Origin of the sequence: uncultured Rikenella sp. (assembly GCF_947628055.1) — a bacterium.
Lineage (GTDB): Bacteria > Bacteroidota > Bacteroidia > Bacteroidales > Rikenellaceae > Rikenella.
On the sequence record NZ_CANQYJ010000018.1, the window covers coordinates 16988 to 31610 of the forward strand.

At 55.4% G+C, this 14623-nt stretch carries 16 protein-coding genes; 11 read left to right on the forward strand and 5 right to left on the reverse strand.

Features of this window, described 5'->3' with window-relative positions; translation table 11 throughout:
* Positions 1-38 precede the first annotated feature (38 nt).
* Positions 39-920 (forward strand): ACP S-malonyltransferase, encoded by an 882-nt coding sequence (fabD, locus tag Q0Z93_RS03060; protein WP_298062440.1) that lies wholly within the window; start codon positions 39-41, stop codon positions 918-920.
* A 68-nt stretch (positions 921-988) separates the two neighbouring features.
* Here the strand turns inward: fabD and Q0Z93_RS03065 are convergent, their stop codons facing one another.
* Positions 989-1639, reverse strand: coding sequence for a DUF1349 domain-containing protein (locus tag Q0Z93_RS03065; protein ID WP_298062471.1), 651 nt, complete (start codon positions 1637-1639; stop codon positions 989-991).
* A gap of 122 nt (positions 1640-1761) precedes the next feature.
* Here Q0Z93_RS03065 and Q0Z93_RS03070 point away from each other — a divergent pair, with 122 nt between their 5' ends.
* Together Q0Z93_RS03070 and Q0Z93_RS03075 are read left to right on the forward strand one after the other, a co-directional pair.
* The gene (locus Q0Z93_RS03070; RefSeq protein WP_298062442.1) at positions 1762-2502 is read left to right on the forward strand and encodes a LuxR C-terminal-related transcriptional regulator; all 741 of its coding nucleotides are present in this window, start codon (positions 1762-1764) and stop codon (positions 2500-2502) included.
* A gap of 235 nt (positions 2503-2737) precedes the next feature.
* A complete protein-coding gene (locus tag Q0Z93_RS03075; protein WP_298062444.1) occupies positions 2738-3787 on the forward strand; it encodes a hypothetical protein in 1050 nt (349 codons plus the stop codon).
* Positions 3788-5046: 1259 nt separating this feature from the next.
* Here the strand turns inward: Q0Z93_RS03075 and Q0Z93_RS03080 are convergent.
* Complete coding sequence (locus Q0Z93_RS03080; protein WP_298062446.1) at positions 5047-6486, reverse strand: aminoacyl-histidine dipeptidase; 1440 nt, start codon at positions 6484-6486, stop codon at positions 5047-5049.
* A 12-nt stretch (positions 6487-6498) separates the two neighbouring features.
* On the reverse strand, positions 6499-7236 hold the full coding sequence (truA, locus tag Q0Z93_RS03085) for a tRNA pseudouridine(38-40) synthase TruA (protein WP_298062448.1): 738 nt from the start codon (positions 7234-7236) through the stop codon (positions 6499-6501).
* A 197-nt stretch (positions 7237-7433) separates the two neighbouring features.
* On the opposite strand from truA, the gene rplM reads away from it, so the two are divergent.
* The 8 genes from rplM (at position 7434) to Q0Z93_RS03125 (ending at position 13411) form a co-directional block, all read left to right on the forward strand.
* Positions 7434-7889 carry a 50S ribosomal protein L13 gene (rplM, locus tag Q0Z93_RS03090; protein ID WP_298062449.1) on the forward strand — a complete coding sequence of 152 codons (456 nt, stop codon included), beginning with the start codon at positions 7434-7436 and terminating at the stop codon, positions 7887-7889.
* Positions 7889-8284, forward strand: coding sequence for a 30S ribosomal protein S9 (gene rpsI, locus Q0Z93_RS03095; RefSeq protein WP_298062452.1), 396 nt, complete (start codon positions 7889-7891; stop codon positions 8282-8284). Before rplM ends, rpsI begins: the two co-directional genes overlap by 1 nt.
* 238 nt (positions 8285-8522) lie before the next feature.
* Entirely contained in the window at positions 8523-9377 is an 855-nt protein-coding gene (rpsB, locus tag Q0Z93_RS03100) for a 30S ribosomal protein S2 (protein WP_298062454.1), read from the forward strand.
* Positions 9378-9499: 122 nt separating this feature from the next.
* Positions 9500-10324 (forward strand): translation elongation factor Ts, encoded by an 825-nt coding sequence (gene tsf, locus Q0Z93_RS03105; protein WP_298062456.1) that lies wholly within the window; start codon positions 9500-9502, stop codon positions 10322-10324.
* A gap of 103 nt (positions 10325-10427) precedes the next feature.
* Positions 10428-10916, forward strand: a complete 489-nt coding sequence (locus tag Q0Z93_RS03110) for a GAF domain-containing protein (protein ID WP_298062458.1) — start codon at positions 10428-10430, stop codon at positions 10914-10916.
* A 1-nt stretch (position 10917) separates the two neighbouring features.
* Positions 10918-11784, forward strand: coding sequence for a zinc ABC transporter substrate-binding protein (locus Q0Z93_RS03115; RefSeq protein WP_298062460.1), 867 nt, complete (start codon positions 10918-10920; stop codon positions 11782-11784).
* 2 nt (positions 11785-11786) lie between these two features.
* The gene (locus Q0Z93_RS03120) at positions 11787-12563 is read left to right on the forward strand and encodes an ABC transporter ATP-binding protein (protein WP_298062462.1); all 777 of its coding nucleotides are present in this window, start codon (positions 11787-11789) and stop codon (positions 12561-12563) included.
* Entirely contained in the window at positions 12560-13411 is an 852-nt protein-coding gene (locus Q0Z93_RS03125; protein ID WP_298062465.1) for a metal ABC transporter permease, read from the forward strand. Before Q0Z93_RS03120 ends, Q0Z93_RS03125 begins: the two co-directional genes overlap by 4 nt.
* On the opposite strand, the gene Q0Z93_RS03130 is transcribed toward Q0Z93_RS03125, so the two are convergent.
* Positions 13395-14045, reverse strand: a complete 651-nt coding sequence (locus Q0Z93_RS03130; RefSeq protein ID WP_298062467.1) for an O-methyltransferase — start codon at positions 14043-14045, stop codon at positions 13395-13397. The genes Q0Z93_RS03125 and Q0Z93_RS03130 overlap by 17 nt on opposite strands.
* A gap of 2 nt (positions 14046-14047) precedes the next feature.
* A partial coding sequence (locus Q0Z93_RS03135; protein WP_298062469.1) for an insulinase family protein occupies positions 14048-14623 on the reverse strand: 576 nt, incomplete at its 5' end.

The window sequence follows — 14623 nt, forward strand, 5'->3', positions numbered from 1 at the left end:
CGTTTATATTTGCCCATATCTTTAACACAGAACCAAGCATGAAAGCATACGTTTTCCCCGGTCAGGGCGCACAGTTCACCGGCATGGGCAAAGAGTTGTACGACACCGTGCCGGCGGCGAAAGAATTGTTTGAAAAAGCGAACGAGATTCTCGGTTTCCGCATCACGGACATCATGTTCGGCGGGACGACCGACGAACTCAAACAGACCAAAGTGACCCAGCCGGCGGTATTTCTCCACTCGGTGATTCTGGCCAAATCGCTGCCGGATTTCGCACCGGAAATGACGGCGGGCCATTCGTTGGGTGAGTTCAGTGCGTTGGTGGCTGCCGGAGCGTTGAGCTTTGAAGAGGGGCTGAAATTGGTGTCGAAACGGGCGCAGGCGATGCAGAAAGCGTGCGAATTGCAGCCTTCGACTATGGCGGCGATCATCGCTCTGCCGGACGAAACGATCGAGGAAGTTTGCGCTTCGATTCCGGAGGTGGTTGTGGCGGCGAACTACAATTGTCCGGGGCAATTGGTGATTTCGGGTTCGATCGAGGGGATCGACAAGGCGTGCGAACAACTGACGGCCAAAGGGGCGAAACGGGCACTGAAACTGAGCGTGGGAGGGGCTTTCCACTCGCCGCTGATGGAGCCGGCCCGGGTGGAACTCGAAGCGGCGATCCAGGCGGCGAAGTTCACGACCCCGGTATGTCCGGTGTATCAGAATGTGGACGCCAAACCGTACACCGACCCGGAAAAGATCAAGGCGAACCTGATTGCGCAACTGACGGCTCCGGTGCGCTGGACGCAGACCGTTCGGAATATGATCGCCGACGGCGCGACGTCGTTTACGGAACTCGGGCCGGGAACGGTGCTGGCGGGCTTGATCAAAAAAGTGAACAAAGAGGCGGTTACCGAATCCCGGAACATGCTCTGAGCCAGCTCCGAGCGCATAAATATCTACGATCGGACGCGGGGAACCTTACTTGGTTCCCCGCGTTTCTTTTATTGATTCTTATCCAGCCACTCCAGCCGCCGAAGGTCGGGCAGATGCTTCACCCGAAACTGTTCGAACCTCACGTCGAACCCTTCGCCGTCCGGACACGCAGCCATCAGCCCCACCTCAACGGGCCGATTGTCCTCTATCCACGCATTCCGCATCAAGACATAAGTCTCATCGTCGAACGAATAGAATATCTCCACGGCATCCAACCGCCGCACCGCCTTGATCCACACGAACGGCACCGGACGCTCCAACGGAATGACACTCCAATCGCTCGTCCGATGGGTCACGACCGTACTCAAATTGAATTTCCCATCCACAAACTCGATTCCGGCTTTGATGTAATTCTCGCAGTCGATCCGGATCATCAACCCCGCCTGATCGAAACGGGTTCGATAATCTCCCGATATTTTGACTTTCGCCTCAAATTCGCCGCCGTACCTTGCAAAGTAGAACGGAGCGTCATCCACCGTAAAGCCATAATGCGAGATCCGCCAGTAATCGCTGTGCGGCGTGACTTTCATACATAACACATTCCCTTCGATGCTCCAAGTCTGCGGCTCGTTGAACCACTGCATTTTCTCCAAAGTCTGCGCCCCGGCCCGCGGTAACGACAGACCGATCAAACCGGCGAAAAACAATTGGCCGAGCATTCCCGATTTTTTCATTTTCATAAAACAAACTTTCGATTTAAGTTATTTTTGCACGAAAATAACGTCCGGTTTCCAAACGAACAATACTGATTAATAACCATTCGATGAACGTCTCGGCCCTATTGGACAAAGCATTATCGCACCGTCCCGCCCATCCCGGCACGCACCTGTGCGCCTCGGAGCTGGAAGCATACAAAAAAATCGCCGCCGGATATGCACGGATCGAAAATTCCATCGCCGTCCTGAGCGATCTCCGGAGCCGGAAAAGCCATATCTATTACGGAGCAGCCGCAACCGTACTGGGCTTGGGAAAACAAGACGCTTATCGAGAAATCGGCTCCATTTGGGAAACGGAAATTCTGGAACGCATTCACCCGGACGATCGATCACGGAAATACCGGCAGGAGTGGCATTTCTTTCAATATCAGCAACGCCTCGCCCCGCACAAACGCCCCGACCATTACCTGACCGGCTGCTTGCGTCTGCGGGATGCGGCCGGTCGATACCGCCCCGTCATACACCGCATTTTTTACCTATCGCATCCAGCGGCGGAGTGCTCGCCCGAACTGGCTTTATGCCTCTATAATCTGTCCGCCGAATTTACCTCGCAATGCTTCGTGACCGACACCCTCAACGGACACTCTTTCGAGTTGGCTGTGCCAAACAGCAACAGTCTGCTATCCGACCGGGAGCAGGAAATCCTGCGTTCCATCGATACGGGAAAAACCAGCAAAATCATTGCCAACGAATTATCGATCAGCCTGCATACGGTAAACCGGCACCGGCAAAACATTTTGCATAAACTTCAAGCGGGAAATTCCATCGAAGCCTGTCGCGTGGCAAAGAAACTGGGGTGGATGTGAATCGATTCATCGAATACTGACAGTCCGAAATCTCACATTCGCCCCGGCATGGCTCCGGCTTAACAAGAAAGACGCCCCCACCGAAAGTGCCACCCACACCGGCCGAACCTGCCATTCCACTGCCACACGCGGTTCCCAGTCGGGCCGGTTGTCGAGAAAATACAGGCCCGAACTTACTTTTTCCGGATAAAACGCTATCTTTGTCAGTGATTTATCGATATTTCGATCCGGCCCCATGAAAAGGTTCCTATCGCTCGACGTTTTCCGCGGCATGATCATACTGACGATGATCGTCCTCAACAACCAGACCGGAGGATCGGTTTTCGCCCCTTTGGTGCACAGCCGTTGGGACGGCGTCACGTTTGCCGACATGATTTTTCCTTCTTTCCTTTTCATTATGGGGGCGGCGATGTGGTTTTCCACCCACCGGCACGATTACGGGATACATAGCAGCAAGTCCAAGTCGAGGCAGCTGGGGCATATCTTCCGACGCACGTTGATCCTATTCGCCTTAGGCCTGCTGCTGAACTGGATGCCGTTCGACGACTATTTCGCTTTCGTCCGCATTCCGGGAGTACTTCAACGGATCGCGCTGGCCTATTTCTTTGCCGCGATCCTCACGCTCTATATGCCGCGCGTGCGGGCTGTCGTGTTCAGCGTGATTATTTTGCTGGTCGGATACTGGTTTTTGTTGGATGCCTGGGGCACCGGCCTCGTGGGACGGGTGGACGCGGCTTTGCTGAAACCGTACCATTTGCTGACGCCGACTTTCGATCCGGAAGGATTGCTCGGCACGATTCCGGCCATCGCGAGCGTTTTGATCGGCTATCTGGCCGGGAGGATGATGGATCGGCCCAACAGTGCGAGCGGAGGTATCGGCCCGCTGATGATAACCGGTTTGTTGCTTACGGGAGCCGGAATCCTGTCCGGTCTGTTCTGGCCGATGAACAAACAACTCTGGACGGGAAGTTACGTCTTGTTCACCTCGGGGACGGCGATGGCGGTTTGGAGCATACTGTCGTTTGTCATCGAATATATGCAGGCCCGGAAATGGTGCGAATTCTGGGCCATTGCGGGTACCAACTCGCTGTTCATTTACTGTCTTTCGGTCGTTCTGGCTAAGATGTTCGCTCTTTGGGGCGTGACACCAGCGGTGTACGGTTTTTACCAAAGCTATCATGTGCCGGACTCGGTGGCTTCGCTGATGTGGTCGCTGACGATGGTTATCCTTTGCTGGCTGATCACTTGGCCGCTCTACCGGATGCGGGTTTTCATTACGGCATGACTTGCGGATGCTCGGTTCCTGCCGGGAAAATATTTTTTCTTTGCCAGCCTTTCGCAGGATGTATCGAAAGCGGGAACGGCTGGCGAACGATGCTGAAACGTGATACCCTCTTTTTCGGCCGATCGAAAATCAATGATCGCGATTATAATTGTACCTGCATTCTTTGGGGTCGTTTTTTCGGCTCACGCCGGCACCGCAGGCTTTGGCTTTCTCTGCAACTCTCTGCACATTAGTAAATCCGGTTCGCAGAACCGGGCGGGCCGATGCCGCTCGGCACTCGAGCCGGGCTGGAACTGCCCTAAACAGCTCCGCCGGCGTCGGACGGGGCTGCTCGGCATGGCTTATCCCAATAATTACTCTGCTGGTGGCGGACTATGCTTTGCAAAACCGTTTCCCTGATCTCCCGATGTCAGGCCGCAGCCTCTCTCGGCGAAAGCCCGGTACCGCTGGGCACTCAAGCCGGGCTGGAACTGCCCTAAACAGGCCCGCTGGCTCCGGCCCACACAGACCAGAAACAGTTTTTTGCCCGCGCGCTGGCAGAAATCCGGTTCGTAAAACCAGGCACGCCGCAACCCCGTCCCGAAGCCAGCGGAGAAGCAACAAGCAGCGCGTGTTGCGCCCCTCCGCGCCGGGTGGCTTCGGGGCGCCCGACTCTCCGAGTCGGATATCGAAACATCCACTTCCCGCGCGCCGGGAAAATCATTCGGTTTCAACTTTCGTTAAAACCGTCGATTTTCCTCTTTCGGCGTGGCGCGCGGAGATGAACATGCTTTGTCCGCGCGCTGGCGGAAATCCTGTTCAAAAGTAATTCACGCTTGTGAACGATTCCTATTCCAGCTATCGCGCGCGGGGAGTTTGAGGGTACTACCCTTACGCCGGGCAGGCAGTGCCGCTCGGCACCCGAGCCGAGAGTTTGCACCTCATCATCCGGAGAATACTGCCCTCAGGCCAGGCTGGCCCCGCTTAACTAAGTCCTCTCCAACTCTAACAAAAGCCCCAACGGGGCCCCGCGCTGGGCAGGCGATACGACGCATCGCTATAACAATTTTCCCCAAACAAAACTCGCACACAATGTCGCTTGGCACCTCAACCGAATAATTTGCACCACCCACCTCACCAAACAACAGACCGATAACACAAATCGACAGCCCCAATTGCCCGCTCGACCGCCCCCAAAGAGGCAAAACGCCATGAACAAAAAACGGAGGTGCATCCGGTAACAGATGCCCTCCGTTTTGTACAATCGAAGTCAGGAGCGATTACAGATTCTTGAGCGTATAGAGCAGGAAATCATAGAATTTCACCACCGACGCAATTTCGACCTTTTCGTCCGGCGAATGCGGATAACGCATCGTCGGCCCGACCGAAACCATATCCAATTGCGGATACTTCGCCCCGATAATGCCGCACTCCAGCCCCGCATGAATCGCCTTCACCTCCGGCATCCGGCCGAAAAGTTTTTCGTACCCCTCCTTCATCACATGCAAGATTTTGGAATCCGGATTCGGCGCCCAGCCGTCATAGTCGCCCTGGGTTTCGATCCGCCCCCCCGCCAACGACGCCACCGATTCGATCATCGCCACCACCTGTTTTTTGCCGTAATTGACCATACAACGCACCATAAAAAGCAGTTGCGCCTTTCCGTCCGCCAGCTGGACACGCGACATATTCGTCGAAGTCTCGACCAACCCCGGCACCGCATCGCTCATGCGCATGATCCCGTTCGGCATGGCCGTCAGCGCCGCCACGAAACGCGTCTGGAAATCGCATGCCGCCACGATCGCCGGCGTATCGACCCGCCGAACCCCGAATCGAATGCTATCCTCGACCAGCGCAAATTCCCGCCGAATCGTCTGCTCGAAATCCTCAGCCGCCTTTTCAAATCCGGCAGTCTGAGCAACCGGCACCGCCACGATCGCCCGCGCCTCGCGCGGAATGGCATTCCGCAGCCCCCCCGCATCGATCGTCGAAATCCGCACATACGGATTCTCGCGCAGGAACCGCGTCAATAACTTGTTCGCATTCCCCCGCTGCAAAATAATCTCCATTCCGGAATGTCCCCCCTTCAGCCCCGAAAGCGCCACCTCATACCCCACCGAATCGTCCGGCGTAGCCACCTCCTTGTATTCAAAATTGGCCGTCACATTGACCGCCCCCGCACATCCCACGTACAATTCGCCCTCGTCCTCCGAGTCGAGATTGATGAGTATATCCCCCGAGAGCATCCCGTCGCCCAACTGATTGGCCCCCGTCAGCCCCGTCTCCTCGTCCACCGTGAAAAGACATTCGAGCGCCGGATGCGGAATATCCTTCCCCTCCAAAACCGCCAGCATCGCACTGACCCCCATTCCGTCGTCCGCCCCGAGGGTCGTCCCGTCGGCCGTCACCCACTCGCCGTCCACATACGGCCGGATCGGATCGGTCTCGAAATTGAACTTCAGATCGCTGTTCTTCTGCGGCACCATATCCATATGCGCCTGCAAAACCACCGTCGGATGCCCTTCATATCCCGCCGCAGCCGGTTTGCGCACCACCACGTTCCCCACCGCGTCCTGCCGGTACTCCAAGCCGTGCGACTGCGCGAAATCAATCACATACTGCCGCAGCTTCTCCTCGTGTTTGGAAGGGTGCGGGATCGAGCAGACCTTGGCGAACTGCTTCCAAAGAGCCTTAGGCTCCAATTCGGTTATCTCTTTCATTTTATTTGAAAATTAATATTGTACATCCGTCAAAAACAGACCGTGCGCCGGCGCCTGGGCACTCGCTTCGGCCCGCGCCTTGCTCTCGATGATCGAGCAGAACTGCGCCGGGGTTATCTTCCCCCGCCCCACATCCACCAGCGTCCCCACTATCGCCCGCACCATCCCCCGCAGAAACCGGTCGGCGGCAATCGTAAAGACAAGCCGATCCCCTTCTTCCTGCCAGTTCGCCCCGAAAATCGTACAGCGATTGGTTTTATTGTCCGCATGCAGTTTGGCGAACGACGTGAAATCTTCGTACCGCATGAGCGACACCGCCGCCGTCTGCATCGCATCCACATCGAGCGGCTGCGTGATCTGCCATGCGGTGTTCGTGGAAAAGGGATCTTTCACCGTCGTGATATAATACTTGTACTCCCGCCTGCGCGCATCGAACCGGGCATGCCTGCCGTCCGGTACGGCATATATTTTCTTTACGGCAATATCCTTGGGTAAAATGCAATTCAGATGATACACGAACTGCCGATCGAGTATTTTCGCGGCTTCGGCACCGGTATCGAAATGCGCCACGGCGAACGCCGCATGCACCCCCGTATCGGTCCGCCCCGCCCCTACGATCTCGTGCGGCGCACCGAGCAGGGTGGAGACGCCCTTTTCCAGCGTTTCCTGCACGGAAGGCGCATCCGGCTGCCGCTGCCAGCCGTTGTAACCGGCTCCGTTATAAGTCAATTCGATAAAATATCTCGCCATAGGCAAACCGATCTGTCGTGAATGGAAAGCGCAAGGTAATCAAAATATCGGGAAAAGACTCCGGAACGACCTCCGAAAGCGCATCTCGGCTCCGAAATATTTGTAAACTAACGAAAAATGCTTACCTTTGCACGCCCCATAAAGTATGGGAATGGGTCACAACAAACACAGTATTAACCAACAAACACGCAAAAACAGTGGAGTCATTAAGCTACAAAACTATCTCTGTCAATGCGGCGACTGCCAATAAAGAGTGGTATGTCATCGATGCGACGGATGCAGTGCTGGGGCGGCTCGCATCGCAGGTGGCCAAAATCCTGCGCGGCAAGAACAAGCCCAGCTACACTCCCCACGTCGACTGCGGCGATAATGTAATCATTATCAACGCCGACAAGATCCGACTCACGGGCAAAAAGATGACCGACAAGGTCTACACGCGCCACACGGGCTATCCGGGCGGACAGCGCTTCGCAACGCCGGCGGATTACCTGGCCAAGAAACCGACCTTCGTCATCGAAAAAGCCGTCAAAGGAATGCTGCCCAAGAACCGCCTGGGCGCGGCTCTATTCGGCAACCTGAAAGTCTATGCGGGGGCAGAACATCCCCACACGGCACAAAGCCCCAAAACCATCAAATTAAACGATATTAAATAATGAGTCAAGAAGTTGTAAACGCCGTAGGCCGTAGAAAATCAGCCGTTGCACGCGTATACCTCACTGCGGGGGGGAGCGGGAAGATCACGATCAACGACCGTCCGATGGAAAACTATTTTCCGTTGGAAATCTTCCAGTATGTCGTTAAGCAACCGCTGTTGGTTACCAACCTGACCGAAGGGGTGGACATCAAAATCAACCTGACTGGCGGCGGGGTCAAAGGGCAGGCTGAAGCGGCACGGCTCGGGATTTCACGCTGCCTGATCGAAATGGACGCCGAACTGCGGCCGGAACTCAAGAAAAACGGATTCCTGACCCGGGACGCACGGGTGGTGGAACGGAAAAAACCGGGACGGCCGGGAGCACGCAAACGGTTCCAGTTCAGCAAACGGTAATCATCCGTTCACGCGGGCGGAACCTGCCATGCTCCGCCTAATTATTTGCACGGCTTATGTTACCGGCCTCACTGTCGGCCCAAACGAACGCAGACTACCCATACAGTACTACCGCTTCGTTGCATAAGACGCGGGAAACCGCACCGGACTGTTTTTTCCCGGCATTCGCTTTGTGTCGGCAAAACGCTACCGGAACGGTGACGAAAGAGTTAAAAACAGATTTTTAAAAATCGAAAAAATGCCAAGAACAGACTTCAATCAACTTTTAGAGGCAGGCGTACACTTCGGACACCTCAAACGGAAGTGGAACCCGAAAATGGCTCCCTATATCTTTATGGAAAAGAACGGGATCCATATCATCGACCTGCATAAAACCGTAGTCAAACTCGACGAAGCGGCAGCTGCACTCAAACAGATCGCCAAATCGGGACGCAAAATCCTTTTCGTGGCCACGAAAAAACAGGCCAAAGAGATTGTGGCGGAAAAAGTGGCGGCAGTGGCGATGCCTTACGTGACCGAACGCTGGCCGGGCGGGATGCTCACCAACTTCCCCACCATCCGGAAAGCCGTTAAGAAAATGGCCACGATCGATAAGCTCAGCAACGACGGAACTTACGATAACTTCAGCAAACGCGAAAAACTCCAAATCTCGCGCCAGCGCGCCAAACTCGAAAAGAACCTCGGCTCGATCGCAGACCTGACCCGTCTGCCGGCAGCGTTGTTCGTGATCGACGTACAGAAAGAAGCCAATGCCGTGAAAGAGGCCAAACGCCTCAATATTCCGGTGTTCGCCATGGTTGATACTTGTTGTGACCCCACCCATATCGACTACGTGATCCCGGCGAACGACGACGCTACCAAATCGATCGCAGTCATCCTCGATACCGTGACGACGGCTATTCAGGAAGGGCTGGCCGAACGGAAGGTGGAAAAGGAAAAAGAGGCGGCTGAAACGGCGAAAAGCGCTGCTCCGGCCAAGAAAGAAGCCCGTCCGCGAACCAAAAAGGCGGCTGAAAACGAAAGCGAAGCAGTTGAAACGGCTGCTTCGGCGCAGGCCGAAACCGAACCGGCTCCTGAAAGCGCTGCCGAATAATACACGACACGGCTCTATTATAACATACGACAAAAGCGTCAGCGTGCCGGGAGTCTGTTGGAACATACTAAACTCGCGGCACGTTACGTCTTTAATCAATAAACCTTAGAAAGGAACGACCTATGGAAATCAAAGCCGCAGACGTAGCCAAATTACGTAAAATGACCGGCGCAGGCATGATGGACTGCAAAAAAGCACTCGTGGAAGCCAACGGCGACTTCGACCGCGCACAGGACATCATCCGCGAAAAAGGCAAACTCGTCGCCAGCAAACGCGCCGACCGCGAAGCTACCGAAGGCGTGGTCGCCGCCAAACTGACCGACGGAGACCGAAAAGGATACATGATCTGCCTGGCCTGCGAAACCGACTTCGTGGCAAAGAACGAAGAATTTATCAAGACGGTGAACGAGATGCTCGACATCGCAATCAAGAACGATGTGGCGGATCTCGACGCGCTCAAGGCATTGAAAGTCGGGGGGCAGACCGTCGAGGAAATGGTGACCGCAAAATCGGGCCAGACCGGCGAAAAAATCGAACTGGCATTCTATGCCAAGATCGAAGCGGAACAGTGTGCAAGCTATGTTCATATGAACAACAAGTTGGGGACGCTGGTGGGCTTTAACGCCCAGATTCCGGCGGACGTGGCACACGACGTGGCCATGCAGGCGGCTGCAATGGCTCCGATCTCGATCAGCAAGGAAGACTGCCCGGCGGACGTGCTCGAAAAAGAACGTGAAATCGGTCGCGAACAGGCACGTCTGGAAGGCAAGCCGGAAGCCATGCTCGACAAGATCGCCGAAGGGAAAGTCAATAAATTCCTCAAGGAATCTACGCTGTTGAACCAGGCATTAGTGAAAGACAACAAACAGACGGTGGCGCAGTTCATCCACAATGCCAATAAAGATGCGACGGTGGTGGCTTACAAACGCTTCTCGCTGAACGACTAACGTTCTTCGGAACAGAATTACACCTATGCGGGCCTTTCTTTCCTCCGGGAAAGAAAGGCTTTTTTCATTACCTTTGTTTTCCTCTGTGACCAGACATCAACCCATGGCCGAAAATTTGATAATACCGCCAACAGCCGACAGACGCGAATTGTACACCGCCCTGCTTCCGCAAATCCAGGCACTCGTCGCCGGCGAAAGTGATCCGATCGCGAACATGGCCAATGTGGCTGCGGTTTTACGGCAGGCTTTCGGCTTCTTCTGGGTAGGCTTTTACCGCGTGGTCGGGCAAGAGTTGGTATTAGGGCCATTTCAGGGGCCGTTGGCCTGCAGCCGGATCGGATTCGGCAAAGGAGTATGCGGTGCGGCATGGAAAGCACGTCGAAGCATACGGGTTCCCGACGTGGACACGTTTCCCGGACACATCGCATGCAGTTCCGAATCGAAATCCGAGATCGTCATCCCCGTATTCGACGCGAAAGGCCAAGTGACCGGCATATTGGACATAGACAGCGACAAGCCGGACGATTTTACCCCGGTGGATATTTCGTGTTTGGAAGAATGGATGCAGACTATCGGCGGAAGACTGTTTTAATATGAAAAGAATTATCCCCCTATTGACCTTGTTCTTAATCGGTTGCGGACATACATCCGAACCGGAGGAAGAAGTCGTATACGTATCTATCGCCCCCCTGAAATATGTGGTAGAACAGATTGCGGATTCAGGGACACGAATCGAAGTGCTGGTGCCGGAAACCACCTCGCCCGAAAGCTACGAGCCGACGGTACAGCAAATCAGAGCCTTGGCCGATGCACAGGCTTACGTGTCGACGGGCTTGATCGACTTCGAGCGGGCTTTGTCCGATAAAATCCGGGACATCGCTCCGAATACGGCGGTTTTGGATCTTTCCGAAGAGGTCGATGTACTGGAAGGGGATTGCAGTCACAGCCGCGGCCACCGCCACGGGTATGGAATCGACCCGCACATTTGGCTCTCGCCGAAGATCGTCGGCGGCATGGGAGACCGGATTGCCGAGCTTCTGACGGCATACAGGCCCGGTTCGGCCTCGATTTACAAAGAGCGGGCAGAACGTTTCAAGAAGCGTATCGATACATTGGATCGGTATATCCGTCAAACTCTTTCGGGAGCCAAGCGCAAAGATTTTGCGATCGGCCACACCTCGCTCACCTACTTTGCCAACGATTACGGACTGAATCAAATTGCTGTCGAGACCGACGGCAAAGAACCGAGCGTCAAAGCGATGAAACAATTGACGGACTCGCTGCAACGGATGGGGATAAAAGCGGTATTATTCCAACGACAGACCAGCGATGCGGCGGCACGGACAATCGCACGCGAACTGCCGGGAGGAAGAGCCGTGGAGTTCGATCCGCTGGCTCCGGACTGGATGGGCAACCTGTACCGTTTGACCGACAGCCTCCGAGTAATCCTGAACGACTGACGATGGAACTGCTCCGAATCCAAAATCTGGCCGTGGGGTATCCGGACGAAGTCCCGATTGTGAGCGGCATCGACCTGACCGTCCATGACAGCGACTATATCGGCGTGATCGGGCCGAACGGAGGGGGCAAAACCACCTTCATCCGCACTCTGACCGGCGCACTGCGGCCGCTGGGCGGCACGATCGAGTACCACTCCGACGGATTGCGGACAGGCTACCTGCCGCAGACCAAAAGCATCGACCGGAACTTCCCGATCTCGGTCGTCGATGTCGTCCTCTCCGGATTGAGTGCACGCAAGGGGGTGTTCGGGAGGTACGGCCACACAGACCGGGAACGGGCGGGAGAGTTGTTAAAGGAGATCGGCATCGGCCGGCTCGCCCGACGCACGATCGGCGCTCTTTCCGGCGGCGAATTGCAACGCGTACTGCTCTGCCGGGCCTTAATCTCCGATCCGCAACTGTTGATACTGGACGAACCGACGACTTTTGTGGACAACCGATTTGAAAAGGAACTCTACGAACTGCTGGCGGAACTGAACCGGCGGATGGCGATCATCATGGTATCGCACGATTTGGGGACAATCAGCCGCTATGTGAAAAGCATCGTCTGCATCAACCGGTGCTTCCATTATCATCCGTCGAACATCATCACGCCGGAACAGTTGCAGGAGTACGACTGTCCGATTCAGTTGATTTCGCACGGGCCGGTGCCTCATACCGTGCTGTCGCCACACCGGGGATGTGCCTGCTGTGAACCCGACAAACAGGAAAACCGATGATCGAATTCATACAGGAGATATTCAGCTACCGATTTTTGGGAAATGCTGCGCTCGCCGCCGTATTGTCGGGGATCGCCTGCGGCATCATAGGCACCTATATCGTGTCGCGACGGCTGGTTTTTATGAGCGGCGGCATTACCCACGCTTCATTCGGCGGGATCGGAATCGCCTATTACTTGGGGGCCAATCCGCTGGTCGGAGCATTGATTTTCGCCGTTTGCTCGGCCATAGGGATCGAACTTTTCAGCCGAAAAGGACGGATCAGCGAAGATGCGGCCACCGGGATTCTGTGGTCGGTCGGGATGTCGGTCGGGATTATTTTCGTCTTCCTGACCCCGGGCTATGCACCGAATCTGATGAGCTTCCTATTCGGAAACATCCTGCTGGTAGATCGGGTGAACCTGCTGTGGCTGTGTGCGTTGGATGCAGGATTGCTCCTGCTCCTCGGCCTTTGCTACCGGGCGATCGTCTACACGGCTTTCGACCGCGAGTTCGCCGCCACGCAGCGGCTGCCGGTCGCGATGATCGGCTATGCGATGATGATCTTGATTGCGATAACGATCGTGTTAAATATCAAAACGATGGGGATTGTTCTGCTGATGTCGCTGCTGACGATGCCGGCGGTGATCGCCGGTACGATGACGCGAGATTACAAACGCATCACGATCTGGTCTTGCGTGATTGGCAGTGCGGCGACACTCGTCGGACTGTATGTCAGTTACGTGAGCAATGTGCCGTCAGGGGCGGCGGCGATCGCTGTCTTGGCCGTCGCTTACGGTTTGACCAAAGCGACCCTTTGGATGATGCGCAAATGCAACGGAAACCGCGCGATTATTTCACGCGAATAAGGGTCAGCCCGTCCCGCATCGGCACAATGACTTTTTCGACCCGCGCATCTTCCCGCACCATTCGATTGAACTTCAAAATCCCCTGCGTCTGGCGATCGCTGCCGCCGGCAGAAGCATCCGCGTCCGCCACCTTTCCGCTCCACAACACATTGTCGGCCAACAGAATACTTCCCGACCGCACCATCCCTCCCTCCATCAGCATCCGGTAATAGTCCGGGTACTCCCGCTTGTCCGCATCGATAAAAACCAGATCGAACACCAGCCCCAACCGCGGCACCACCTCCAACGCCGGCCCGATGTGTTGCACGACACGCTCCCGCACCCCCGCCCGTTCGATATACTCCGCTGCAAAATCATACAACTCGTCATTCTTTTCGACCGTATGCAGCACCGCCCCCGGCAAATCTAATCCCCTCGCCATCGCAATCGCCGAATAACCCGTAAAAGTCCCCAACTCAAGTACATACCTCGGCCTGACCATCTGCGTCAGCATCGTCAGCAGCTGCCCTTGCAAATGCCCGGACAGCATCCGAGGCTGGATCACCCGCAGGTGTGTCTGCCGGTCCAGCTCCGCCAGCACCGGATCCTCCGGCGAAATGTGATCGAGGATGTATCGCTCCAAATCGAAAGTCATAACTACTTATATATCAAAGAATACTGGTTCTTTTCCGTAAAAATTTCGTTCGCCGCCTCCCACAGTTCATCGGCCGTAATCGCCTCGATCTTGGCCGCAATCTCCGCCGTGCTGTCGAACGTATTGTAAACCAGCACACTCTTGGCAATCCCCAGCATCAGATTCTCCGTATTTTCCGACGAGAGGATCAGTTGCCCGATGAACTGCCGCTTGGCCCGCGCCAGCTGCACCGTCGTAAGTTTCACTTCGCATAACCGTTGCAACTCACGCCGTACCAACTCGATAGACCGGTCGAGATTCTCCCGGTCGCACCCCAGATAGATCGTGTAGACCCCGCTGTCCCCATACGGCACATATCCCGCCTCCACATTGTAAGTCAGCCCGTATCGCTCCCTCAGCTGCATATTGAGCCGCGACACCGAGAACGGCCCTCCCAACAGATTGATCAAAAAAGCGAGCAGCACCCGTTTTTCATCCTGCAAATCATACCCGTAACCCCCTATAACACAATGAGTTTGATAGGTTTTCTTATGCCGGACGACATCGAATGCCGGCTGCCGTTCCGGGGCCACACGCCC